The organism is Pseudooceanicola nanhaiensis DSM 18065, from assembly GCF_000688295.1.
Taxonomy (GTDB): Bacteria; Pseudomonadota; Alphaproteobacteria; order Rhodobacterales; family Rhodobacteraceae; genus Pseudooceanicola; species Pseudooceanicola nanhaiensis.
Genome location: NZ_JHZF01000011.1, coordinates 193969 through 218223, shown reverse-complemented (window position 1 = coordinate 218223; position 24255 = coordinate 193969). Strand labels below are relative to the sequence as shown.

Below are 24255 nucleotides of genomic sequence, written 5' to 3'. Positions count from 1 at the left end.
TGTCCCGTGCCGTGCCCTATGTCATCCCCCCTGCCCCGCTCTGGCGCCCGTGCAGCAGGTGCACCAGTTCGACCTGCCCCGATGCCCCGGTCTTGAGGTAGATTGCGCGCATGTGCGACCGGAGCGTGGACTTGCTGACCCCCAGCATCTCGGAGATCTCGTCGGGCAGGCGGCCCGACTGGATCAGCGTGCAGATCCGGAACTCGGATCGGGTCAGCCCGGCCGGGTTGTTGGACCCCAGGAGCGGGCGGCTCGCCTCTTGCCCGCGTTGCGCGACCGGGAACGGGCGTCCTGCGATGGCCGCTTCGATGCAGCCCGGAGCCCGCTTCTTCCAGCCCTCGGCCAGGATCGGGCCGAGTATCTCCAGCAGGGCGAGATCATGGTCCGGCAGGGGGCGCGACAGGTGCAGCTCGAAGTAGTCGGTGAAATCGGTCTCTGTGTTCAGGACCAGAATGCAGACTTCCTTGAGGCCCATTTCCTCAAGGTTATGCAGGATGTCACGGTCCGGCCGCGCGTCGGTCAGGCGCCATAGGCTGCCCGCCTTCACGTGGTGCGACATGTCGCCGAAGAGCGCCGCACAGAAACTCACGACGGGACGTTCGAAGAGCTTGCCGGCGCTCTGGTCGTGGCGGGCGATCATGCGGGTCTGCGCCGGGTGACGCATCTGCCGGACGATCTGGGCGCCGCTTGCGCCGACCAGGGTTTGAAAGACGGAGAGGACATCGCCGAATGCGGCGCCACTGCCGGTCGCATGCATCCACAGCGCGACGACGTTGAGCGAACCACGGGTCTGTTCCCCGCTGAACTGGGTAATATGCGTATTCAAAATTGGGTGCCTCCAAGCGGCCAAGCCGCCTTTAAGTGCCTGCTGAAAGAATGTTGGCAACTTTGTGGACAAACAAAGGATATTTTCGGAGCCGCGTGCCCGGACCTTGGCGCGGCAGCCGGACGCGCCGGGCAAACCATTGATCCAAATTACATTTTACGCTTCGGAAAGGTGTCGGCCGGTGCGGCTCGCAGTGTTGGCGGATGAGAGACAAGGTTAACCGAATCTTAAGGATTGTCGCATCTCCGTCGCAAATGACCCCGAAACAGTGATTCGCGCGGCGGGACGTAGCGTTCGCTGGAACGTCTAATTTTCTCCTCACCGCCGTTTGTCGACGAAATCAATCGCAGCCCCTGGTTGTAAATTTCGCACTGCGGGCCGATGCCCGGCCGATCTTGGCCGCGTAGGCTGATGGAGATTTTCGGCCGCTGCGGTCGAAATCGATCGGGCGCTGCAGGCGTCATTTAACCAAACACTTAAAGGGCACGGAAAAATGATCAAGTTTATCAAAGGCTTCAAGAAAGACGAATCCGGCGCGGCCATGGTGGAGTACGCCATCGCGCTTTTGGTCGCTGCGGGCATTGGCGTCGCGACCTTCTCCACCATGGGCACCGCAGCGGGCGCAAACGCGACCAAGGCCTGCGGCACGATCAATCCGGCCGGTACGCACGGCACCTGCTGAGCACCGACGTCCGGAAGCCGCCTCCGCGCGGCTTCCGGAAGACCTTTTCGTCCAAGATCTTCTTGCCCGCCAAGCAGTTTGGAGACCTCCCATGCAGTTCAGATCACTCGCCACCATCCTCCTGGGAACCGCGCTGGCCGGTGCCGGCTCATTCGCCGCGATGAACCTTGCGGTCGGGCCGGACAGCGCCACCGCGATGCCGGATGTCGAGATGATCGACGTCGTCGTCGCCCAGGCCGAAATTCCCTTTGGTCAGGCCATCGCGCCGACCATGCTCACCACCCAGTCCTGGCCGCGGTCCGCGATGATGCCGGGCCTCTACACCCGGATCGACGCCGTCACCGGCGCGGCGCCGCGCCGCGCGCTTGGCCGGATCTTCCCCGGCGAACCGATCCTCGCGGCCAAGCTCTCCGCCCCCGGTGAACGGGTCACCATCGTCCAGAAGCTGACGCCCGGCCACCGGGCCATGGCCATCAGCGTCGACGCGGCCACGGCGGTCGGCGGCTTCGTCACGCCCGGAGACCGGGTGGACATCGTGATGACAGAGGGCAACGGCGCCGAGATGCGGGCCGTGACCGTCCTGCAGAACGTCCGCGTGGTCGGCATCGACCAGACCGCGGAGGAACAGCAGGATCAGCCGGTCGTCGCCCGCACGATCACCGTCGAGATCAGCCCGGAAGAGGGGCAGAAACTCGCGCTTGCCCAACGGGCCGGGCGTCTGAGCCTCAGCCTTCGGGAAGCCGATGCGGCGGACCTCGAGCCGCTCGAGCAGATCAACCTCGCGGACCTTTTCGACACCGAGGACCCGGAACCCGAAGCGCTGACCGAGGTCGTGGTCGAGGCAGAACCGGCCGCCGCGCCGCGCCGGCCCAGCATCATCGTGCGCCGTGGCAACGTGGCGGAAGAGGTCTTCCTGAAATGACCTTCCGCCTGCGTCACGACCCGGTCCGGCTCCCCCGCTTCGTGCGGGACGAGGCCGGCAGCGTGATGGTCCTCTGGATTGCTTCGCTTGTCGCGATCCTGGGGCTGGTCGCGCTGGTCTTCGACCTCGGCCGGGTGCAGGTGGCGCAGGGCGACCTGCAGAGCTTCGCCGACAGCGTGGCCCTGGCCGCCGCCGGAGAGCTGGACGGCCGCGCCGACAGCATCACCCGCGCGACCGCCGCCGCCGCGCTCATGATTTCGGACACGCAGGCCTACGGCGGCGACGGGACTCTCTCGGGCGCGGTGGACTACACGCTCACCTTCCTCGACGGGCTGCCGAACGACGACACGGTCGCGCCGACCGCCTTCATCACCACGGACCAGCGCGAGGCGACGATGGCCTGGGTCGTGGCGACGCCCGCGAATATCGACACGCTGTTCCTGCGGGCGACGCGGGCGCTGGTCGGGGCCACCGGGCCCGCGACCGCAACGGTTTCGGCCGAGGCAATCGCCGGCTTCACCATGGAGGCCTGCGACGTCACGCCCCTGATGTTCTGCGTGCCCTCCGGCTGGAGTTCGACCCGGGCGTCGTCCATCGGCGACGGCATCCTGCTGCGCTCGGGCGGCAACGGCGCGGCCTGGGGGCCGGGCGACTTCGGCTTCCTCGACATCTCGGCCAGCGCGGTCGGCGTCACCTGTGCGGGCCTGACCGGCGCGAAGCTGATCGGCTGCCTGATCGGGGCCGAGGGCAACGTCACCCGCTGTTATTCGCAGCGCGGCGTGACGACCGAACCGGGCCAGAAGGTGGGGCTCGAGAATTCGGCTTTCAACACGCGGTTCGACCAGTTCACCGGCATCATGAACAGCTACAGGAACAACCCGAACTACACCGTCGCGCCCAACATCATCTCGGGCCTGGCGCCCGAGGCCAGCGGCTGCTTCAAGGACAACCCGGACGTCTCCACCAACTCCATCGGCCTTCCGCATGACGATTGCTTTGCCGCCGGCACCTGCACCCGGTTCGGCGATGGCACCTGGGATTACGACCTCTACATCGACACCAATTATGGCGACGGCAACGGCGTGCTGGACGCGGGCGAGGATTCCCACCTGACACCGCATGTCCCGGCCGCCTATGCCGGCACGCGCTACGGCGTCTACGTGGCCGAGATCGAATATGCCAGGACGGCGGGCCTGACCGGGGGCGCCATTCTCGACGGCCGGGACGAGACCGGCATCGCCCAGTGTTCGGCCAACGTGTCGAGCGATCCGAAACGCCGGGTGGTGATCGCGGCGGCGGTCGACTGCACCGCGAACCCGATCAACGGCACGACCACGAACGTACCCGTCGAGGAATTCGTCGAGATGTTCATGACCGAGCCGGTCGGGGCCGGGACCGGCTCCCCGGCGACATTCGACCTCTGGGTCGAGGTCATCGGCACGGCCGGCGTGTCGGGCTACGGCTCGGCCGGCGCGGGCGGTGTGTTCCGCGATGTCGTGCAGCTTTACCGGTGACGACGTGCGCTGGTCTCTCGCCCCCCTCCTCAAGCGCTTCCGCCGGTCCGAAGACGGCGCGGCCGTGGTCGAGTTCGTGCTCTGCCTGCCGCTGATGATCCTCTTCTTCGGCATCATGATCGAATTCGGCCGGCTCTACTGGGGCTACCAGTCGACGATCAGCGGCGTTCGCGACGCCAGCCGCTACCTGGCGCGGATCGCGCCGATCGACATCTGCCTGACCGGCGGCAGCCTGAGCGGGTACGAGGCGACGCTGAAGACCATGATCGAAAACGACCGTTCCGGCACGCCTGTCCTGCCGAAACAGATGACGGTGGACACCGTGACCGCCACCTACAGCTGCGTGGCGGGCACCTATCGCACCTCGCCCGCGCCGGTGGCCACGGTCGCCGCGCAGGTCACGCTTCAGTTTCCGCTGGGTTTCGTGCTCGACATCTTCAGCGCCAGGATCACCAAGCTCACGACGACGGTCGCCGACAGCGCACGGATTTACGGCGGATGAGCGTGCGGGCCATCATACACCGGCTCGCCCGGTTCCGGCGCGACGACAGCGGCGCGGCGATGGTCGAATTCTCGATGGTCGTCGGGCTGTTCTTCCTGATGCTGTTCCAGCTCTTCGATTTCGGCATCTTCGCGTCGACCAACCTGATCGCCGAGAAGAGCACCCAGGTCGCGGCGCGCATCGCCACCGTGCGCCCGGCCGCCTGCGCGGGGGTGCCCGACCGGATCACCGTCGGCACCGCCTCGCCGGCGCCGCGCTTCGGCACGAACTGTCGTGCGGTGGCCAATGCCTGCGCGGTGCAGGCGAGCGTGAGCTGCGCGGGGGATGCGGGCAACGCCACCGCCAACGAGATCTGGACCCGGATTTCCCCCGCCCTGCCGGGCGGCACGCAGATCTCGGACCTGACCTTCATCTACACCCAGGACCCGAACCTCGGTTACCTCGGCGGCCCCTACGTGCCGCAGGTGACCGTCGAGCTGACGCTGCCCGCCTTCCGGTTCTCGGCCCCGATCGGCGCCATGGCGACGATGCTGAGCGGCGGGACCGGCGGGTTCACCGGCACGCCGCAGTACCGGACGATCAGCATTTCACTGCCGGGCGAGGACCTCGCCAGCGGGACCGATGGATAGGAGCCCTCTCATGATCCACGCACGCAGCATTTCCAACAGCATCCTCTTCGTCGGCGACGACCGGCGGATGTCGCAATTCGGTGCGATGCCCGTCGTGGCCGCCGGAACGCCCAGCCTCTCGGACCTGGCCAAGGCCGGGCCCGAAACGGTCGCGGGCCACCCGGTCGTGCTGTTTGAAACCGACGGCACACAGAACGAACTGGAGGCGCTGGCCGCGTGTGTCGCCGCTGCGGGGGGACGGACCGTCTTCATCGCCCTGGCCGATGAGAACCTTCCGCTCGCCCGCGCCCGCGCCCTGTCAGAGGCCGGGGCCACCGATGTTCTGCCGGTCGATGTCGACGGCGCGGCGCTGACCGACATCCTGACGGCGCTTCTCGACCGGGGCCGCGACCCCTCGGCCGCCCCCGCACGCAACGGAACCATCCTGGCCGTGGCCCAGTCCCGGGGCGGCGTCGGCGGCACGACCGTGGCCGCGAACCTCGCCGTGGCGCTGGCCGCCGATCACAAGCGGACCGCGCCGCCGCCGCGGGTTGCACTCCTCGACCTCGACCTTCAGTTCGGCAATGCGGGGACGTTTTTCGACCTGGAAGACAATGGCGGGATGCTCGACCTGCTGTCGCTCGACGGCCTGCCCGAGCCCGGACGCATCACGCGCGCCGTGCAGTCGAGCGGCCTGGGCGTCGACGTCATTACCGCGCCGGCGGTCTTCGTTCCGCTGACCTCGATGACGCCCGAACTCGTGACGGCGATCCTCGCCGCGCTGCGCGGCGCCTACGATTACGTCATCATCGACATGCCGCGTGCCACGCTCGACTGGATCGCGCCGGTCATCGAGGCGGCCGACCGCCTGGTCCTGGTCTCCGACGGCTCGGTCCCCTGCATCCGGCAGGCCAAGCGGATCGTCGATCTCTACCGCGAGACCTCGGTCTCGCTGCCGGTGGACCTGGTGATGAACCGCGAAAAGAAGCCGATCTTCGGCTCGGAGATGCTGAAGGATGCCGAAGACCTGCTGGGGCTGAAGGTCGCGTTCTGGAACCACGAGGATCGCCGCGCCGAACGGAGGGCGGTCGACCTCGGCCAACCGAGTGCCAGCCGCCGTGGAAAGTCGCGCAAGGCCTATCGGCGCCTTGCGCGGCTGATCGCGCGTTCGGCAACCGAAAACAAAAAGACCGCAGAGTAAGGGGGCGAGATGTTCAACGAATTCCTCAGCCGGAAGCAGGACGACAGGCCAAAGGTCGTGCCGCTGAAACCGGCGGCCCCCGCAGCCCCCGCGCAGCCCGAGATCGACGTCGCGCTGCAGAACTGGCTCGAACTCAAGAGCAGCCTGCACGAGGCGCTTCTGGACCGGCTGAACCTGGCGATGATCGACAAGGTCGAGGCCGGAGAACTGAAGCGGCAGATTGCGGGCCTCGTCACGCAACTCCTGGCGGAACAGGGGCGCCCGTTGCGGCCGGACGAGATGCAGAAACTGGTCGAGGAGCTGATCTTCGAGGTCACCGGCCTCGGCCCGCTCGAGCCGCTGCTGGCCGATCCGACGATCAACGACATCCTCGTGAACAGCCACGAGAACGTCTACGTCGAACGCTTCGGCATGCTGGAACGCACCCAGGTCCGGTTCCGCGACGAACGCCACTTGCTGCGGATCATCGACAAGATCGTGTCGTCCATCGGCCGGCGGATCGACGAATCCCAGCCATGGGTCGACGCCCGCCTGGCCGATGGCAGCCGGGTCAACGCGATCATCCGTCCCTGCGCGGTCGATGGCCCGTCGATGTCGATCCGCAAGTTCTCGCGCCAGCCCTATTCGCTGGACCGGCTGGTGCAGGCCGGCGCGCTGACGCCCGGGGCCGCCGAGGTGCTGCGCGGCCTGGTGGAGGCGCGGCTGAACGTCCTGATCTCGGGCGGCACCGGGTCGGGGAAGACGACGATGCTGAACGCCATGTCCTCCTTCATCGACATGCGCCAGCGCATCGTGACGATCGAGGACGCGGCCGAGCTGCAATTGCAGCAGGACCATGTCGTCCGCCTGGAGACCCGGCCCCCGAATATCGAGGGCTCCGGCGCGATCACGCAGCGCGACCTCGTGCGCAACGCGCTCAGGATGCGGCCCGACCGGATCATCGTGGGCGAGGTGCGCGGCTCGGAATGCTTCGACATGCTGCAGGCGATGAACACCGGGCACGACGGGTCGATGACCACGGTGCACGCCAATACGGCGCGCGATGCGCTCGGCCGGCTCGAGCAGATGGTGACGATGCTGGGCGCCGACATCCCGATGCGCACGATCCGCGGGCAGATCGCCTCGTCGGTCGACGTGATCGTCCAGCTCTCCCGCCTCAGCGACGGCCGCCGGCGCGTGATGAGCATCTCGGAAGTGACCGGGATGGAGGGCGACGTCGTGACGATGCAGGACATCTTCGCCTTCCGCAAACGCGGCAAGGGCCAGAACGGCGAGGTCCTGGGCGAGATGGTCTACACCGGCATCCGTCCGAAGTTCATGGACAAGCTGGTCGCCAACGGGGTCGAGCTGTCGGCCGACACCTTTGCGCAGGAAGGAATGCCCACATGAGCTTCGCGTTTCTCGATGGCCTGCACCAGTCGGAAGTGGTGCTCTACCTGATGATCCTGCTCGGCGGCCTGATGACGTTCGAGGGCGTGCGCCAGGTGATCAACGGCGAAGCCGGCGCGGCGCGCAGCCGGAACCGCAGGATGCGCATGATCGCGCGCGGCCTCGACGAGGAAAGGATCGTCGAGGCCCTGCTGCGCAACCAGCCCAGGGGCGACAAGCGCGCCCGCGGCCCCGTCGGCGGGCTGCGCAGGTCGCTGGCGCGCGCCAACCTGCCCTTCGGACCGGGCGCGGTTCTGGCGATCTCCGCGGCCCTCGCCTGCGGCATCTTCTTCATCGCCTCGACCTGGACGCCCGCGCCCGCAGCGATGAGCCTGGCCCTCGGCCTCGGCCTCGGCCTGCCCTATGCCATCATCGACCGGATCGCCATCGCCCGGCAGGCCAAGCTGTCGCAACAACTGCCCGACGCGCTCGACATGATGGCGCGGGGGCTGCGGATCGGCCACCCGTTGAACGTCACCCTGCGCCGTGTCGCCCGCGACATGCCCGATCCGGTCGGCAGCGAATTCGGCCTGCTCGAGGACCGCATCCGCCACGGCGTCGACCTCGCGACGGCGTTCCGGGAATTCGCCGAGCGGGTCGACAGCGAGGACGCGCACTACCTGAGCGTCTGTGTCGGCATCCAGCACGGCACCGGCGGCAACCTGGCCCGCGTCTTGACGGTGCTGTCGCGCGTCATCCGCGACCGGTTGAACATGCGCAAGAAGATCCGGGCCATCTCGTCCGAGGGCCGCCTTTCGGGGCTGATCCTGACCATGATGCCCTTCCTCATCTTCGGCACGATCTACAGCTCGACGCCGTCCTTCTTCCTCGACGTGAAGGATCACCCGGTCTTCCTGCCGGTCGCGGCGATCGTGCTCGGCCTCACCGCGCTTCAGGCCGTCATCCTGAACCGGCTGACGAATTTCGATTTCTGAGGACACGTCAATGGACCAGGTCACCACCTATCTCGCCGCTCTCGGGATCCCGTCGGACCCGCGCCTGCTGGTCCAGGTCATGGTCGGCGCCGGGTTGTTCATCGCCGTCCTGGGGATCGGTGCCGCCGTCCGGTCCGGCCCGACACCGCAGCAGCGCCGCATCCGGGCCGCGGCGCCGGACAGCGCGGGCAGCCAGATCGTGCGCCCCTGGGACAACGACCCGACCGGGGCCCTGCGGCTCTTCGTGCCGCGCTCGGGACAGGAACGGGGCAAGATCGCCCTGCGGCTGCGGCAGGCGGGGTATCACGGTGCCGGCGCGGTCCGGACCTACTTCATGGTCCGAACGGCGCTCGCGTTCATTCTGCCCTCGCTCTTCATCTGGGTGGCCTGGTTCGGCGCGGCGCTGCCCTCCGCCGTCGCGCGGCTTGTCGAACCCGCCTCCCGGCTCGAGACCGCACAGGTCTTTCTCGTCGCGGTCGGTTTTGTCGTGGCCGGTTTCTACGGCCCGTCCCTCTGGCTGCGGCAGAAGGTCAAGGACCGCCGCAAGGCGATCCGCCGGGGCATGCCCGGCGCGCTCGACCTGCTGCAGGTCGCGATCGAGGCCGGCCTCGGCTTTGACGCCGCCATGACCCGCGTGGCGCATGAAATCGGCCGCTTCTGCCCCCCGATTGCCGACGAGTTCACGATCCTCCAGCTCGAGATCCACGCCGGCAAGCCCCGCGATCGCGCATTTGCGGAGCTCGAACGCCGGACCGGGGTCGAAGAGATGGCGTCCTTCGCCAACGTGATCCAGCAGGCGACCGAGTTCGGCACCCCGGTGTCCCAGGCGCTCGAGACCTACGCGACCGAGATGCGCACCGACCGCGAGCTCCAGGCCCAGGCCAAGGCCAACCAGCTTCCCGTCAAGATGTCGGGCGTCCTGGCCGGATTCATGATGCCGGTGCTCCTGCTGATCATGCTGACCCCGATCGCGATCCGCTGGGTGACGGTGATGTGAGCCACGCTACGCTGCGACCTCCGCGCAGTGGGCTTTCGAGGCCAAAGCGTGGCCGCGTCCTGCGCACAGCATGAGCCTCCGCTGCTGCGGCGATCCCCGAACGATGCCGCCACGGCTGCCGTCAGGCGCCTCCCCCGGGATCCATGGACCAGAGGAGGGAGGCGGGCGGTCTCAGGCCTTGGCCGGGAAGACGAAGCAGCGGTCGCGGCGCATGGTCAGCCAGAGCGGCTTGCCGGGGCGCGGCAGGAAGACGTTGGGGACGGTGGCGCGGATCAGCGAGCCGTCGTGATCCATGCGGAATTCCACGAGGCTCTCGTTCCCCATGAAACGCGCGCGCTGGACGATGCCGCGGGCGGGGGTGCCGTCCCGCGCCGTCGGCAGCGGGCCGGAGCCGTTGCGATCGAAGTCGATCTTGAGGTGCTGCGGCCGGATCACGATGTCCACGGCGGCCCCGTCGGGCACGCCCGGGGCGAGGAACTGGCCGAAGGGCGTCTCGGTCAGCGCGCCACGCACCACGCCGCGGATCACGTTGATGTCGCTGAAGAAGGCCACCGCCTCGCGGTCCACGGGCGCGTTGTAGATGTTGTAGGGCGCGCCCATCTGCACGATCCGGCCGTCGCGCATCAGCGCGATCTCGTCGGCCATCCGCATCGCCTCTTCGGGCTCGTGGGTGACGAGCAGGACGGCAGTGCCCGCTTCCTTCAGCACGTCCAGCGTCTCGTCCCGGATGCCGTCGCGCAGGCGGTTGTCGAGCCCCGAGAAGGGTTCGTCCATCAGCATGATCCGCGGCCGCGGCGCCAGCGCGCGGGCGAGCGCCACGCGCTGCTGTTCGCCGCCCGAGAGCTCGTGCGGCCAGGCGTCGATGAAACGGCCGAGATCGACCCGGGCAAGCATCTCCTCGACACGGGCGCGGACCTCGGCCCTCGGGCCCTTGAGGCCGAAACCCACGTTGTCGGCCACGCTCAGATGCGGAAAGAGCGCGAAGTCCTGGAACATCAGCCCGATCTGACGCTGTTCGGGCGGCAGGTTCCGGACCCCGTCCGAGATCGGCTGTCCGTCGACCAGAACGACGCCCGAATCCTGCGTCTCGACCCCCGCGATCATCCGCAGCGTCGTCGACTTGCCGCAGCCCGACGGGCCCAGCAGGCAGGTCACCTGCCCCGGCATGACCGAAAGCGACACGTCGTCCACGACCGCGCGCCCGCCGTAGCGGCGGGTGAGGTTGCGGATGTCCAGTCGCGGTGCCTGCCCGGTCACGTCTTGCCCCCTTCCCGGAACGGCTCCGGGGTCGGACCGGGATTACGCAAGCGGAGGGCGGAGCGCAACCGGGCGTCTCAGCCGAGCGCGAAGGGCGCGCGCGCCAGCACCCGGCCGTTCACCTGCACCGCCACGGCGTGGGGACCGGGGCGCAGCCGGAATGTCGTCGCATCCCCCTTCAGCCGGTAGCGCACCTGTGCCGCGACCGGCTGCCCGGGGGCGACCACGGTCTTCTTCAGCTTGAAGACCTTCGGACCGCGGCGGCCGCCACCCGCGGGAAACTCCATCAGCCAGTCGACGAGCACCGGCAGCTCCGTCCCGGCCTCGAGCGTCACGTCGAAGGCCAGCGTGCCGCCGATCGCGGCCTCGGGCGTCAGCATGTCGATCCGGCAGGCGACCTCGGCGCCCGGATCGAAGCCCAGCACGCCGAGCGCGCCGGGATGGCCGGCCTTCACCAGCCCGCGCAGGGCGTGGGAGGTCATCCAGGCCAGCTCGGCCGGGCTCTGGCGCTCGGCCCTGCGCCAGGCCGCGACGCGCGCCAGGGCCGCCTCCGGGTCGATCCGGGCGACGTCGTTGAGATGGTTCGCCACCGAGCGCGTCACGTAGCGCGTCGGATCGCCGTGCAGCGCGTCGAGGATCAACAGGCCGCGGAGGGGGTCGCCCCGCAGCCCGATCCCCCATGGCAATCGCGGGCGCGCGCCCTCGCTCGCCAGCCGCCGGACATGATAGTTCCCGTGCCCGGCCCAGGCCTGCATCCGGGCGAAACCGGCGTCGGGCCAGCGGTTCAGCACCGGGCGGATCGCGTATTCCATCGAGAAGCGCTGCGTGATCGCCTCAAGCAGCTCGAGCAGGCGGTCGCGATGCTCCTCGAGCCCGCGCAGGACCGCTACCTCGCCATAGGGCGCGTAGATGAACTCGCCGAAATCGTTGTCGGTCAGCGCGGGATCGAGCGGGTCGGGCAATGCCGCCTCGATCACCTCGGCCGCGTGGTCGAACCGCGGCGGGAGCATCTCGTCCAGCACCGCGGCGATCCAGGCGATGCGGGCCTTGAGCTCGAGCTCCGGCAGGCGGGCGCAGACCCGCCGCTCGAAGAGCGCGGCGTCGAAAGCCGGCCAGGCGGCGTGTATCTCCCGGCCAAGGCGCGCGACCTTGGCCGGGTTGAAGAGCTGGTCCTTCAGCGAGAAGCCCGCGGCCATCAGAGGGTCGCGTTGAAGGCCCCGCCGTCCAGCAGGATGTTCTGGCCGACCATGAAGCCCACGTATTGCGAGCACATGAAGGCGCAGGTCGCGCCGAATTCCTCGGCGGTGCCGATCCGGCCCGTGGGGTTGGCCGCGTTCCGCTTGGCGACGGCCTCGTCCATGGTGATCCCCTCGCGCTGGCGGGTGCTTTCGGTCAGCGCCTTGATCCGGTCGGTGTCGTGGCTGCCCGGCAGCAGGTTGTTCATGATGACACCCTTGCCGCAGACCTGACGCGAGGTGCCGGCGACATAGCCCGTCAGCCCGGCGCGGGCCGAGTTCGACAGGCCAAGCTGCGCGATCGGCGAACGGACGGAGGCGGAGGTGATGTTGACCACCCGGCCCCAGCCACGGTCGATCATGCCGGGCACCAGCGCCTTGATCAGCGCGATCGGGGTCAGCATGTTGGCATCGAGCGCCGCGATGAAATCCTCGCGCTCCCAGTCTGGCCAGAAGCCCGGGGGCGGACCGCCGGCGTTGTTCACCAGGATGTCGATCTGACCGCAGGCCTCGAGCACCTTCGCGCGCCCCTCCTCGGAGGTGATGTCGGCGGCCACTGCCGTCACCTCGACGCCGTGCGCCGCGCGGATCTCCTCGGCGGTCGCCTCGAGCGCCTCGGCGCCGCGGGCGTTGATGACGAGGTTCACGCCCTCGGCGGCCAGCGCCATCGCGCAGCCGCGGCCCAGCCCCTTGGACGACGCGCAGACCAGCGCCGTCTTGCCTTTGATCCCCAGATCCATATACCGTTCCTTTCGGTTCTTCTCTCTTTTCCCGGCCACGGCAGCGACGGCAAAGTTCCGAAAACTCGCCCGTTTCCCGCCGCATTCGGCCGTTACACCGCGGAGCATAGCGCTCCCGCGCGGGACGAGACAGACAGAATCCGAGCAGACAGAATGATCAGTGCCATCGCCAAACCCGCCGCCTCCATCCCGGTCCACCGGGCCGCCGACTTCACCGTCGAGCACGGCGTCAACATGGGCGACGAACTGAGCTTCGCGGCCGAGCTGATCCCCGACGACATCTACCACATCGCCGAGGATGCCGAACGCATCCGGGTCGAGATCGAGAGCGACGAGAGCGGCGCGATCCGGCTGGGTCCCGCGACCGAGGCGGGCAGCCCCGGCAATGCGCTGCACCTCGACAGCTGCCTCACCTTCATGTCCGACACAGGCGAGACGGCCGAGGTGCTGGTGCTGGTCGAGGTCGACGCCCGCGGCCATGCCGCCCGCGTCTTCGCGCTGCCGCTGGTGCCGCTGCGCCCACGGACCGATTACCGCCTGGTCGGCATCGACACCCGCGGCGCGGCCCGCCGCTTTGCCGAGGTCGCCTGCGTCTCCTTCACCCGCGGCACGCATATCACGATGGGATCGGGCCTGCAGAAGCCGATCGAGGAGCTCGAGGTCGGCGACCGGGTCCTGACCCGCGACGACGGCGTGCAGCAGGTGCGCTGGATCGGCCATTCGACCGTGCGGGCGACCGGGGATTTCGCGCCGGTCCTGATCCGCGCGGGCACGCTGAACAACGACCACGACCTTGTCGTGAGCCCCGACCACCGGCTCTTCGTCTACCAGCGCGAGGACGCGCTCGGCGTGGGCCGGTCCGAGCTTCTCGTGAAGGTCCGGCACCTCCTGAACGGCGAGACGATCACCCGGCTGGATGGCGGGTTCGTGGAATATTACCAGCTGCTCTTCGACCGGCACCAGATCATCTATGCCGAGGGGATCGCGGCCGAGACGCTGCTCGTCGACACCCGAACCCGGGCCGCGCTGCCGCCCGAGATCGACGCGAAGCTCGCGGCGGTGCTGCCGAGCCATGCCAAGGCCGCGCATCTGGATTTCGAGGTGCAGGAAAACGTCCTGAACCGTCCCGACGTCGCCCGCGTGCTGCGCGCGGCCTCGGAGGGCTAGGCGCCCCCTGCCCCGCTCCGGCCCTCACGCCGGGTAGCTCCGCGCGCGGATCAGCCCCCAGAGATCGCGGTTCAGCGCCACAAGCTCCGCGATGGCGCCTTCGATCCGGGCGAGTTCCGCATCGTCCACCGGATCCGTCCGCCCCATCTTCAGCCCGGTCTTGCGGTCCGAGATGCGCATCAGGATCGTGTGAGCATTCCCGCTTTCGGGATCGAACGAATAGATGCAGTGGTTGAAGTGGTTGCGGATGCCCGACAGCCGCGACAGCGCGCGCGACCGCGACAGCACCTCGTCGCGTTCCTCGGCGTCGCGGCGGTCCATCTTGGCCAGACGCTCCACCAGGTCGATGCGCGCCCGGGTGGTGTTGAGGGTCAGGAAGATCACCACCGCGGTTTCCTTGTCGACCCCGGCGAGCCCCGCGATCAGGTGGATCAGCAGGCTCTCGGTGTTGGTCCAGATGTAGTTCATCTCGCCGGTGCGCAGCAGCAGGCGTTCGAACTGACGCCTGGGATCAGCGGAGAGCATTTTGGGACTGGGCCGCGAAATACATGTTCGCCGCGGCGGTGCGGTTCGAGACGCCGAACTTCCCGAACATGTTGTGCATGTGCAGCTTCACGGTGTGTTCGGTGATGCCCAGCTGCCGCGCGATCTGCTTGTTGCTGTTGCCGCTCGAGACCAGCTCGAGGATCTCCTTCTCCCGCCCCGTGAGACGCGAGAGCTTCTCGCAGGTCTCGGCGCCGGTGGCCGCAGGCGCGGGCGGCGCGGCGGTGTCCGGAGCCGGCGTGCCGGGCGGAGCAATGCCCAGCAGACCCTGCGGCAGGAAGTATTCGCCGTGAAACAGCATCCGCATCGAGGACAGCAGCACCTCCATGGGCGCGTTCATCGAGAGATAGCCGATCGGCGCGCCGCCGGCCTCCCGCGTCCGTCCGTAATGGTGCCGCGCGATCTCCACGTCCCGGTAGCCGAGCGCGATCATCGCCGTCCGGTTCAGCGCCCGGTAGGCGTCTGCCCGTTCGAGCAGGTCGTCGGCCAGGTCCTCGTCCACGATCAGCAGCCGCAGGTCGGGATAGTCGGGATAAAGGCTCTCCAGCCTGTCGAGGGAGACCGCCTGGACGCAGCGCGTCCGAAACTCCATCTCCATGTGACTGCATGTCTGGGACGTGCAGAAAAGGGTTCCGCCGATCACCGCTAGTCCGACGCGGCGCGTTTCATCCGCCACGTCCGCCGGCAACGGGACACGTTTGAAATCCATTGTGGCCCCCAGGATCAAATCAATATGTCGCACGCGAAATCCGCGCAAAAAAACCAAAGGCGCATGAGGCGCTGAAAAAGATGTCACCAGGGCACGGATTGGCGGTCGGGACGGCCTGAAATACCGCTTTGAGCCGCAATCCCGTAGGGTGCCCGGGCTCGTCGTGATAGGATTACGCCCTTGGATGGCACCCGACGTCAAGGTTCTAGAACTTTCAGTCTAGACTCGGCCCCGGCGCGGTTTCGCAGGCCTTCCGTTGGCCGGTGATGCTGGCAATTGGTTGAGGTTTCTGCCCCGGACAGGGCCCGGCCCGGACCAGCTGAATTCATAACAATTGATTAATTTCCAGATCGTTATGTTTTCGGAAATCAGATCCTAATCGTCCGGTGAATAGGCACCGAACGGACCTTCCGCCACGATCTTTTCCAGTGCCAGGCAGCTGCGCCGATGGTCCGATCCGGGCCGGTGCACCGCCTGCAGGATCGGCCAATTTCGGCGCGGTCCGCAGGGAAAGGAGGGCAGCCACAAAGAGAATCGGACCGGCGCGGAAGCGGTCCGTCGCATCCAACTTCCGTGATTCGCACCAAACAGGCCGACCGACATGCCGCGTGAGAGATGACCTGCGGTCCGGTGGCCCATTTTTTCCAAGGAATATGAAAATGAGTAGAGACCGTCAGACAGTGAACGTCGCCGACTTCGAGGAAGTCAACATCGACACGATCGACGCGGACTTCGAGACGACCATCGAGGTCGACGAAGCCGAGGTGAACGCGGACCTGAACGCTCAGGAACAGTCGCAGGACACCAACGTCGACACCACCGACACCAACACGAACGGCCAGGGTCAGGACCAGGGACAAGGCCAGGATCAGGGACAGGGACAGGACCAGGGTCAAGGACAGGACCAGGGCCAGGGTCAGGACCAGGGACAAGGCCAGGACCAGGATCAGGCCCAGTCGGTCGACAACACCAACGGCAACAATGACAACTCGAACGCGAACGAGGTCAACATCGACTTCGGCGGCGGCGAATGGATCCCGCGCGACGACGATTGGGTCGACATCGACCTGAGCGACGACGCGGAATTCGACGGGGACGTCCTGACCGCCAATGGTGATCTCGAGAGCAACCCGGGCGACGACATCGACATGTCGGGCTCGCTCGGCGGCGCCGGCAACGACATGGCGTCGATCAACTTCCAGTCCTCGGAACTGGAAGACAACGACGTGCTGCACCATGCGACCGTCTCCAACAATGCCGACTTCCACCAGAACGGCAGCGCCTACGGCGGCAACGCCAATGCCGCCGAAGGCATCGGTGCGGCGTCCGACGGCGGCGCCTCCGGTGACGGCGGCCGGTCCGAAGGCGGCGCAGGCGAGGGTGCGAACAGCATCGGCGGCATGGGCATGGCCGCGGGCGGCGAAACCGGCGACGCGGCGGCCGATGCCGATGGCGGCACCGGCGGCGACAGCGGCGATGCCGAAGGGCTGGCCCTTGGCGTCGGCCTCTCCGGCGCGTCGACCGACAACGACAGCGACGGCGGCGAAGGGGGCGACAGCACCTCGGATGCCAACAGCGACGCGACGGCCGAAAGCATGGCCGATAACGAGGGCGACGCGGGCGACGGCGGCGATTCCGGGGCGATCGGCCTCGGGCTTGGCGCAGGGCTCTCCGGTGCCGACTCCGCCGGCGAAGCCGATGGCGGCGACAACGAGACCGACAGCAGCAACGACACCGACACCCAGGCCGATGCGGATGCCGACGCCGACGGCGCCGGCGGTGGCGATGCGGGTGCGATCGGGCTGGGCCTGAACGGCGCCATGGGCGACAGCACCACCGATTCCGACGACGTGTCGAGCGGTGACAACGACGCCGATGCCAACGTGGGCAACGCCGCCGACAACGACGCCGACGGCGAAGGCGGCGACAGTGCGGACGGCGGCTTCGGCGGCCTGGTCGAGGCGGCCATCGCGGCGCTCTACGAAGAGCTCTCGAGCGGCGACAGCACGGCCGAGACCGGCGGCGGCGGCAGCTCGTCCGGTGGCGACACCGATGCGGGCGACGGCACCGGCGGCACGGCCGGGGGCGACCAGATGGCCGACGGCAACGGCAACCAGTCGACGGGCGACCCCTCGGTGGCCCAGAACGGCGGCGACGTCGAGACCACGGCCGACAGCGCGCAGGACACGGCGGCGACCGGCGGGGCCGGCGGCTCGAACGCCGCGGACGGCATGGCGGACGGTTCGTCCGAGACGAACTCGGCGGCCGACGGCACCGGCGGCGCAGGCGGCACCATCGACTCGGCGGCCGACTCGGCCGGTTCGGGCACCGGTGAAGCCGATGTCGCAAGCGCCTCGGGCGATGGCGGCTACGCCAGCGTCTTCTCGCAATCCGACACCGACGGCACGGCCGACAGCATGGCGGAAGCGATCGCCGGCTACGGCGGCGCGGCGGACGCGGACGGCGAGGCCAACTCGGCCGGGTCGGGCGACGCGAGCGCCGACAACGACAGCGGCATGGGCGGCGCAGGCGGCTACGCCGACGCCATGGGCGGCACCACCGGCGGTGCGGCAGCGACGGCCTACGGCGGCGATTCCGCCGGCGGCGCCGTGGCTGGCGGCGATGCCGACGGGGCCTACTCGGGGGCCGGTGGCGCCGGTGGCAGCGCCGGGACCTGGGGCTCGAGCAACGGAGACGACGGCTACGTGACCGGCGAATCCTACGCCTCGGCCGCCGCGGTCGTGGACACCTCGGCCTTCAACCAGTCGATCGTCATGGGCGCCAACGTGCTCGGCAACACGGTCGACATGACGATGGTCGGCGGGTCGATGACCTCGTCCTACGCCGGCGACGACTCGGAAGGCTGACGACGCCTGCTCACGGAAAAACAGCGCCCGGGCCTTCGGGCCCGGCGCAGCTTTTGAAAAGAAATCCTTTCCGCCGCATTTCGTGGCACCAGTAGCTGAACGATTGGGTCCGAACATGGTCGCAGACCGGACATCCGACGCCATCGCGCATTTCATCGGCCTCTTCGGCCAGAAGATCGAAGAGCTCCGTCAACGCGAGGCTTACGACACCTTCAAGGCGCTGCGGGACGATGTGGAGCTGGGTCCGCTCCACACCGTCGACGCAGAGGTGGAGCAGAAATTCACGCTGCGCGAAGCCGAAATCAAGCCAATGCCCGTCCCGGACTCGGTCGAGTTCCGGGGCGAGCTTTTCACGCCGCTGCATTCCGTCTCGGTCCCGCAGGATCCGGTGGCGCCGTGGACGCTGGAATTCACCCATGCCGTCCCGCAGGTGCCCCTGGCCGACGGGCTCCGCTGGACGATCGGCGAGAGTGAGATCCTCCGCCCCGACCCGGTGCCGCTGGCCCCGGGCTCGATGATCACCGTGGTCATCCAGTCGGTCCGGCTCTCCGACAACGACCGGCTGGGCGAGGGCACATTCCGCGACCCCGCCCAGCACGCGCGCGAGATGCAGGAGCTGGGCGCCCTCTCGCTGTCCGTGCACGCCCCTGGCGGCTTCGCCCCGGGCGAGGTGCCCGATACGGAAGCGGTGAGCGCGCTGGCCGCCGCACTGGCCGCCTTCGCCCCCGCCGAGGCCGCGGGGTTCGAGACCGTCCTCATGCGCGGCGATCTCATGCCGCTGCGGCTGCTGAACGGCCACGAAGCGGCCACCCTGCCCGCCTGGGATGACCTCCTGCCCGCCCACCACCGCGCCGACAGCGAGGACGGCGGCGCGGCGGCAGCGGTCGCCGCGCGCGACCTGCCCCGGGGGCACAGCCCCGACGACATGCCCGACGGGCACAGCCTCGTCACCGGCGGCAACCTCCTCGTCAACGAGGCGCACCTCTCGATCTCGCTGGTCGACGCCCCGATCATCGCCGTCGGCGGCACGTGGATGAGCCACGACATCATCAGCCAGGTCGCCGCCTACCGGAACCACGACACCGGGACAGGCGCGAGCCCGGCACCGGGCGCCGTCTTCCAGAGCGTGCAGGTCGACACCGCGGCGAGCGCCGCCACCTGGCAGTCGGGCCGCGATCCCGAGGGCGCGGGTCCCAAGTGGATCACGATGGATGTCGTGAAGGGCGACCTCTACATCTCGAGTTACGTCGAACAGATCATCCAGCTGATGGACAACGACATGTTCGGGCTGGCGGTCGGGGCCGCGAATTCCGCCTTCATCCTGGGCGACAACACGCTGGTGAACGCAAGCGCGCTGGTCACCGGCGGCTTCGCCTATGACCTGATCCTGATCACCGGCGACTTCCTTCAGATCGATTCCATCCAGCAGACCCTCGTGCTGCGCGACGATGATCAGATCGACATCGGTCCGGCCGCGGAGACGGTCGCGGCCTCGGGCGGCATGGTGACGGACACCGGCGCCGCCAAGGCCGGCGCGGTGCAAGCCGACAAGGACGTGCTGATCGACGGCAAGCCCGGCCCGGCCGCGGCCCCGCCCGCGACGGCCGTGGCGGGCGACGAGGCCCATGACAGCGCGGCCGACAACCTGCTGATGAACCAGGCCCGGCTGACCACGGCCGGCGTGGACACCCAGGCCGAGCTGTCGGCGTCGCTGGCCGAACTTCTGAGCGATCCGGACATCGGCCTGCGCGAGATGCAGGACCGCCTGATGAGCGACCCGGCGCTCGCCGGGCTGGAACAGGCCCGGGTGCTGAAGATCGAGGGCAACCTGATCCAGTCGAACACGGTCAAGCAGGTCATCATGGCCTCGGACAACGACGACATCGGCATCGCCGGCGCCCCCGCCGGGATGGAGGTCGTCGCCGGATCGAACGCGCTGATGAACGCCGCGACCATCGCCGCCCGGGGCGTCGATTCCCAGGTGATGTCCGAGACCGGGTATTCCGAGCTCCTGATCCACCAGGCCGGGCTGATCGACGAGCCCGAGCTGCCCCAGACCCCGCAGACCGGCCTCGCCAGCGAGGCGGTCGCCTTCCTGATGGAGGACACCAAGGCCGGCATCGCCGAGAAGATGGCCGACAAGTTCGGGCCATCCACCGAGCACGTCGCCGCGGACGCCTATGACCTGATGGCTGGCTCGGTCCTCTGACAACTGGAAATTCCCCATGAATGCACCTGCAAGCAAGTTCCTCGCGCGGTCACTCGATGACCCGCAGCCTCCGTCAGACGATGCCCGGGATCGGGCCGGGGCCGCACGGCCGGTCCTGGTGTTGAAGCACCCGGTCCTTGCACCGGAAGACGCCGATCGGGCCGGTTCCTCTGCGACGGAGACCCCGGCCGCCGGAGCCCCTTCGGGTTCCGAACCTGCCGCCACCGCTGAGCCCGGGCAGACCGCCTCTGCAGAGGCGCCCGCCGCCTCGACGGAAGCCCCCGAGGCAGCGCCCACCCCAGGGGAAGCCCCCCGACCCGAAGCGCGCGAAGCGCCGGCAGAGACCGCCCCGACGGCTCACGCGGACACCGCCGAGGCGCCCCCCTCCGACACCGCGCGTGCCACGCCCGAGGCGCGCGGCCCCGACGCGCCCGCCCGCCCGGTGCCAGGGATGGGCGAGACGGTCGAGGCGAAGGCGAACCAGCCGATGAAGCGCGCACCCGGCTCGGGCGGGCCGGGGGATCCCCGCGATCCCTTCCACCGCCGCCGCGACCCCGAGCGTCACGACCGGATGCTGCGCAAGGCCCGCAACGCGGTGTCGCGCAACCTGCTCGTCGTCTTCGCGCTCACCCTGGCGACCAACGTCCTCGTCCTCGCCATTCCGATCTACCTGTTCCAGATCAGCGACCGGGTGCTGACCAGCCGCTCGACCGACACGCTCGTCATGCTGACCGCGATCATCGTGGGCGCGGTGGTCTTCCAGTCGATCTTCGACGCCATCCGCCGCTACATCCTCATGCGCACCGCGGTCGAGGTCGCCTCGCGCCTCGGCGCACCGGTGCTGCAGGCCGCGGCCCATGCCTCGCTGCACGGAACCGGGCGCGAATACCAGACGCTGGGCGATCTTCAGACGGTGCGGGGCTTCCTCGTCTCGCCCACCCTGCTCGCGCTCCTCGACGTGCCCTTCGCGCCGCTCTTCATCCTCGCGATCTTCCTGATCCACCCCGACCTCGGGATGATCGTGGTGGTCACCGCCGCCCTGCTGGCCGTCATCGCGCTGATCAACCAGCGCGCCACCGCCGCGCTCTTCGGCGAGGCGAACATGGCGCAGGCCAAGGCGAACCAGCACCTCGAGTCCATGGCGCGCAACAGCCAGGTCATCAACGCGATGGCGATGATCCCCGAGGCCGTGCGCATCTGGGGCCGCGACACCGCCGCCTCGCTGACCGCGCAGGTCCGGGCACAGGACCGCAACGTCAGCTTCGCCGCCGTCTCGCGCACCGTGCGCCTGCTGACCCAGGTCGCGATCCTCGGCTGGGGGGCCTACCTCTCGCTCGACGGCTACCTGACCGGAGGCATGGTGATCGCCGCCTCGATCATCGCGGGCCGGGCCTTCTCACCCATCGAGGGCGCGATCGAGGGCTGGAACACCGTCATCATGACCCGGGGCGCGGCCGCGCGGATCGGCACGCTGATGCGCTCCACCGAGAACAAGTTCGAGAAGCTCCGCCTGCCCAACCCCGAGGGCCGGCTGGATGTCGAGCGGCTGCTCTACGTGCCCGGCGGCACGAAGCAGGTCGTGCTGAACGGCATCTCCTTCTCGCTCAACCCCGGCGAGACGCTGGCGGTGATCGGCAATTCCGGCGCCGGGAAGACGACGCTGGGCAAGATGCTCGTGGGCTCGATCCTGCCCACCTCGGGCAATGTCCGGCTGGACCTGATGGACATCCGCAACTGGGACCCGCGGCAGTTCGGCGAAAGCATCGGCTACCTGCCGCAGGACGTGCAGCTCTTTCCCGGTACGATCAAGGACAACATCGCCCGGATGCGGGCCGACGCCACCGACGAGGCGATCCACCACGCCGCGACGCTGGCCGACGTGCACAACATGATCGCCTCGCTGCCGCATGGCTACGAGACCCGGGTGGCCGCCGATGGCGCGCCGCTTTCGGGCGGGCAGAAGCAGCGGATCGCGCTGGCGCGGGCCTTCTACGGCAACCCGCGGCTGGTGGTGCTGGACGAGCCGAACTCGAACCTCGACGTGGCCGGCGACAAGGCGCTGGCGCGCGCCGTCCAGCACGCCCGCGCGCACGGGATCACGGTGGTGGTGATCACCCAGAAGCCCGCGCTGCTGTCGGTCGTGGACAAGATCATGCTGCTGGCCGACGGCGGCATCGCGCTCTTCGGCGCGCGGGAACAGGTGATGGCGAAACTGAACGGTCCCAAGGCTCCGCCCGTCGGCGGATCCGGCGGGACGGGGAGACTTGGCAATGAATGATCTAGCCCTGCAGGATCCCGCCGGGGACTGGTATGGAGAGGTGCCGCGCTCGATCCGGCGCCATGCCGTGATCGGGCTCCTGCTGATGGTCGTGGCCTTCGGCGGCTTCGCATGGTGGTCCTTCACCGCGCCGCTCGCCGCCGCGGTGATCGCGCCGGGCAGCTTCGTGGCGACCGGGCACAACAAGATCGTCCAGCACCTCGAGGGCGGCATCATCGAGAGCATCTTCGTGCAGGAGGGCCAGAAGGTCATGGCCGGGGACGAGCTGCTGACGCTCGACCAGACCTCGGCCGAGGCCAACGAGCGCGAGCTCTTCCTGCGCGAGATGCGGCTTCAGGCGACGTCGGACCGGCTGCTGGCGGAATACGGCGATGTCGACCGGCTGCTGTTCTCGGAGAGCGTGCTGGAGGCCGCCCGCAGCGACGGCGAGATCGCGGCCCTGCTCGACAGCCAGCAGCTCACCTTCGAGATCACCCGCAAGTCGATGCTCAACGACATCGCGCTGCTCGAGCGCAACATCGAGGCGTTGAAGATCCGCGACCGCGGCTACTCCGCCCAGCTCGACTCGCTGGAATTGCGCAGCGCGATCCTGCAGGAGGACATCGACGCGAAATCCGAACTGCTCGCCGGCGGGCTGGTCCGCAAGTCCGAGGTCAATGCCCTGCGCCGCACCCAGGCCGAGGCGAACGGCCAGCTCGCCCGGATGGAATCCGAGGTCGAGGAGGTGCGCCAGATGATCCTGAAGTACGAATCCGAAATCGACCGCGTCCGCTCGGTCCACCGCGAGGCCGCGCTGGACGAGCTGGGCCCGATCGCGGCCGAGCTGGAGAGCGTGCGGGAAAAGTCCCGGAAGGCGCGCAACGTGCTGAACCGCTCCGTGGTGCGCGCGCCGGTGTCGGGGACCGTGGTGCGGCTGCACTACCATACGGAGAACGGCGTGATCGAACCGGGCAAGGCGATCGCCGAGATCCTGCCCGCCGATGCGCCCCTCATCATCGAGACGCAGATCGCCCGGACCGAGATCGACAGCGTCACCCTCGGCCAGGACGCGATCGTGCGGCTTTCGGCGCTCAACCGCCGCACGACGCCGGTGCTGAACGGGGTGGTGGATTACGTCTCGGCCGATGCTCTCCGGGAGGAGATCGCCGGCATCCCGCAGGAGGTCTACCTGGCCCGCGTCACCATCTCTCCCGAGGAGATGGAGCGCGTGCCCGGCATGATCGCCACGCCGGGGATGCCGGTCGAGGTGATGATCCAGACGCAGGAGCGGACGTTCTTCGACTACCTGACGAAACCGATCACCGACAGCTTCTCACGCGCCTTCCGCGAGCAATAGCCATCCCGGCGGGCGCCGCGCGCCCCGCCGGTCCTCCTCAGTCCCGGAGCGCGTCGATCAGCTCGTCCTTCGTCATGTCCGAACGCCCTTCGATCCCGATCTCCTGCGCCCGGTCGTAGAGCTCTTCCTTGGTCCAATCCTCGTAGGGCGGCTGCTTGCCCCCCTTCTTCGAGGGATGCTGGTCCGGGTTCGCCTTGGCGTTGGCGATGCGGGCGGCCTTCTCCTTGGAATAGCCCTCGTCCCGCAGATCCTCGTAGAGCTTGTCGTCCTTGATGCTGTTGGCGTGGTTCTTGGCCATG

General features: G+C 68.5%; 21 protein-coding genes. 14 read left to right on the top strand and 7 right to left on the bottom strand.

Features of this window, described 5'->3' with window-relative positions:
- Positions 1-16: 16 nt before the first annotated feature.
- Positions 17-826 (bottom strand): helix-turn-helix transcriptional regulator, encoded by an 810-nt coding sequence (locus Q344_RS0101955; protein ID WP_156954615.1) that lies wholly within the window; start codon positions 824-826, stop codon positions 17-19.
- A 493-nt stretch (positions 827-1319) separates the two neighbouring features.
- Here Q344_RS0101955 and Q344_RS0101950 point away from each other — a divergent pair, with 493 nt between their 5' ends.
- From Q344_RS0101950 to Q344_RS24990, 9 genes are all read left to right on the top strand, one after another.
- A complete protein-coding gene (locus Q344_RS0101950) occupies positions 1320-1508 on the top strand; it encodes a Flp family type IVb pilin (RefSeq protein WP_028285167.1) in 189 nt (62 codons plus the stop codon).
- Positions 1509-1599: 91 nt separating this feature from the next.
- Positions 1600-2430: a Flp pilus assembly protein CpaB gene (gene cpaB / locus Q344_RS0101945; RefSeq protein WP_028285166.1), complete on the top strand. Its 831-nt coding sequence runs from the start codon at positions 1600-1602 to the stop codon at positions 2428-2430.
- Positions 2427-3944 (top strand): pilus assembly protein TadG-related protein, encoded by a 1518-nt coding sequence (locus Q344_RS0101940; protein WP_028285165.1) that lies wholly within the window; start codon positions 2427-2429, stop codon positions 3942-3944. The genes cpaB and Q344_RS0101940 overlap by 4 nt, the downstream gene beginning before the upstream one ends.
- A gap of 4 nt (positions 3945-3948) precedes the next feature.
- The gene (locus Q344_RS0101935; RefSeq protein ID WP_028285164.1) at positions 3949-4446 is read left to right on the top strand and encodes a TadE/TadG family type IV pilus assembly protein; all 498 of its coding nucleotides are present in this window, start codon (positions 3949-3951) and stop codon (positions 4444-4446) included.
- Between the two features lie 2 nt (positions 4447-4448).
- The gene (locus Q344_RS0101930) at positions 4449-5075 is read left to right on the top strand and encodes a TadE/TadG family type IV pilus assembly protein (RefSeq protein WP_169739170.1); all 627 of its coding nucleotides are present in this window, start codon (positions 4449-4451) and stop codon (positions 5073-5075) included.
- A 10-nt stretch (positions 5076-5085) separates the two neighbouring features.
- Positions 5086-6255, top strand: coding sequence for a CpaE/TadZ family protein (locus Q344_RS0101925; RefSeq protein WP_028285162.1), 1170 nt, complete (start codon positions 5086-5088; stop codon positions 6253-6255).
- A gap of 9 nt (positions 6256-6264) precedes the next feature.
- A complete protein-coding gene (locus tag Q344_RS22905) occupies positions 6265-7644 on the top strand; it encodes a TadA family conjugal transfer-associated ATPase (protein WP_036538189.1) in 1380 nt (459 codons plus the stop codon).
- The gene (locus Q344_RS0101915; protein WP_028285161.1) at positions 7641-8618 is read left to right on the top strand and encodes a type II secretion system F family protein; all 978 of its coding nucleotides are present in this window, start codon (positions 7641-7643) and stop codon (positions 8616-8618) included. Before Q344_RS22905 ends, Q344_RS0101915 begins: the two co-directional genes overlap by 4 nt.
- Positions 8619-8628: 10 nt before the next feature.
- On the top strand, positions 8629-9615 hold the full coding sequence (locus tag Q344_RS24990) for a type II secretion system F family protein (protein ID WP_028285160.1): 987 nt from the start codon (positions 8629-8631) through the stop codon (positions 9613-9615).
- A 171-nt stretch (positions 9616-9786) separates the two neighbouring features.
- Here the strand turns inward: Q344_RS24990 and Q344_RS0101905 are convergent, their stop codons facing one another.
- The 3 genes from Q344_RS0101905 to Q344_RS0101895 form a co-directional block, all read right to left on the bottom strand.
- Positions 9787-10872, bottom strand: a complete 1086-nt coding sequence (locus Q344_RS0101905) for an ABC transporter ATP-binding protein (RefSeq protein WP_084178270.1) — start codon at positions 10870-10872, stop codon at positions 9787-9789.
- Positions 10873-10949: 77 nt separating this feature from the next.
- Complete coding sequence (locus Q344_RS0101900; protein ID WP_028285158.1) at positions 10950-12068, bottom strand: hypothetical protein; 1119 nt, start codon at positions 12066-12068, stop codon at positions 10950-10952.
- Positions 12068-12847, bottom strand: coding sequence for an SDR family oxidoreductase (locus Q344_RS0101895; RefSeq protein WP_028285157.1), 780 nt, complete (start codon positions 12845-12847; stop codon positions 12068-12070). Before Q344_RS0101895 ends, Q344_RS0101900 begins: the two co-directional genes overlap by 1 nt.
- 153 nt (positions 12848-13000) lie before the next feature.
- Between Q344_RS0101895 and Q344_RS0101890 the strand changes: the two genes are divergently transcribed.
- Positions 13001-14014: a Hint domain-containing protein gene (locus Q344_RS0101890; RefSeq protein WP_028285156.1), complete on the top strand. Its 1014-nt coding sequence runs from the start codon at positions 13001-13003 to the stop codon at positions 14012-14014.
- Between the two features lie 24 nt (positions 14015-14038).
- Here Q344_RS0101890 and Q344_RS0101885 read toward each other — a convergent pair whose 3' ends face one another.
- Positions 14039-14539, bottom strand: coding sequence for a hypothetical protein (locus Q344_RS0101885; protein WP_028285155.1), 501 nt, complete (start codon positions 14537-14539; stop codon positions 14039-14041).
- Positions 14526-15155, bottom strand: a complete 630-nt coding sequence (locus tag Q344_RS0101880; protein ID WP_028285154.1) for a helix-turn-helix transcriptional regulator — start codon at positions 15153-15155, stop codon at positions 14526-14528. The genes Q344_RS0101885 and Q344_RS0101880 overlap by 14 nt, the downstream gene beginning before the upstream one ends.
- A 770-nt stretch (positions 15156-15925) precedes the next feature.
- Here Q344_RS0101880 and Q344_RS0101875 point away from each other — a divergent pair.
- From Q344_RS0101875 to Q344_RS0101860, 4 genes are all read left to right on the top strand, one after another.
- Complete coding sequence (locus tag Q344_RS0101875) at positions 15926-18133, top strand: hypothetical protein (protein WP_028285153.1); 2208 nt, start codon at positions 15926-15928, stop codon at positions 18131-18133.
- A gap of 115 nt (positions 18134-18248) precedes the next feature.
- Positions 18249-20342: a hypothetical protein gene (locus Q344_RS0101870; protein WP_028285152.1), complete on the top strand. Its 2094-nt coding sequence runs from the start codon at positions 18249-18251 to the stop codon at positions 20340-20342.
- Positions 20343-20793: 451 nt separating this feature from the next.
- Positions 20794-22620, top strand: a complete 1827-nt coding sequence (locus tag Q344_RS22895) for a type I secretion system permease/ATPase (RefSeq protein ID WP_229669118.1) — start codon at positions 20794-20796, stop codon at positions 22618-22620.
- A complete protein-coding gene (locus Q344_RS0101860) occupies positions 22613-23956 on the top strand; it encodes an HlyD family type I secretion periplasmic adaptor subunit (protein ID WP_028285151.1) in 1344 nt (447 codons plus the stop codon). Before Q344_RS22895 ends, Q344_RS0101860 begins: the two co-directional genes overlap by 8 nt.
- 37 nt (positions 23957-23993) lie before the next feature.
- On the opposite strand, the gene Q344_RS0101855 is transcribed toward Q344_RS0101860, so the two are convergent.
- Positions 23994-24254, bottom strand: a complete 261-nt coding sequence (locus Q344_RS0101855; protein WP_028285150.1) for a DUF7218 family protein — start codon at positions 24252-24254, stop codon at positions 23994-23996.
- Between the last annotated feature and the right edge of the window lies 1 nt (position 24255).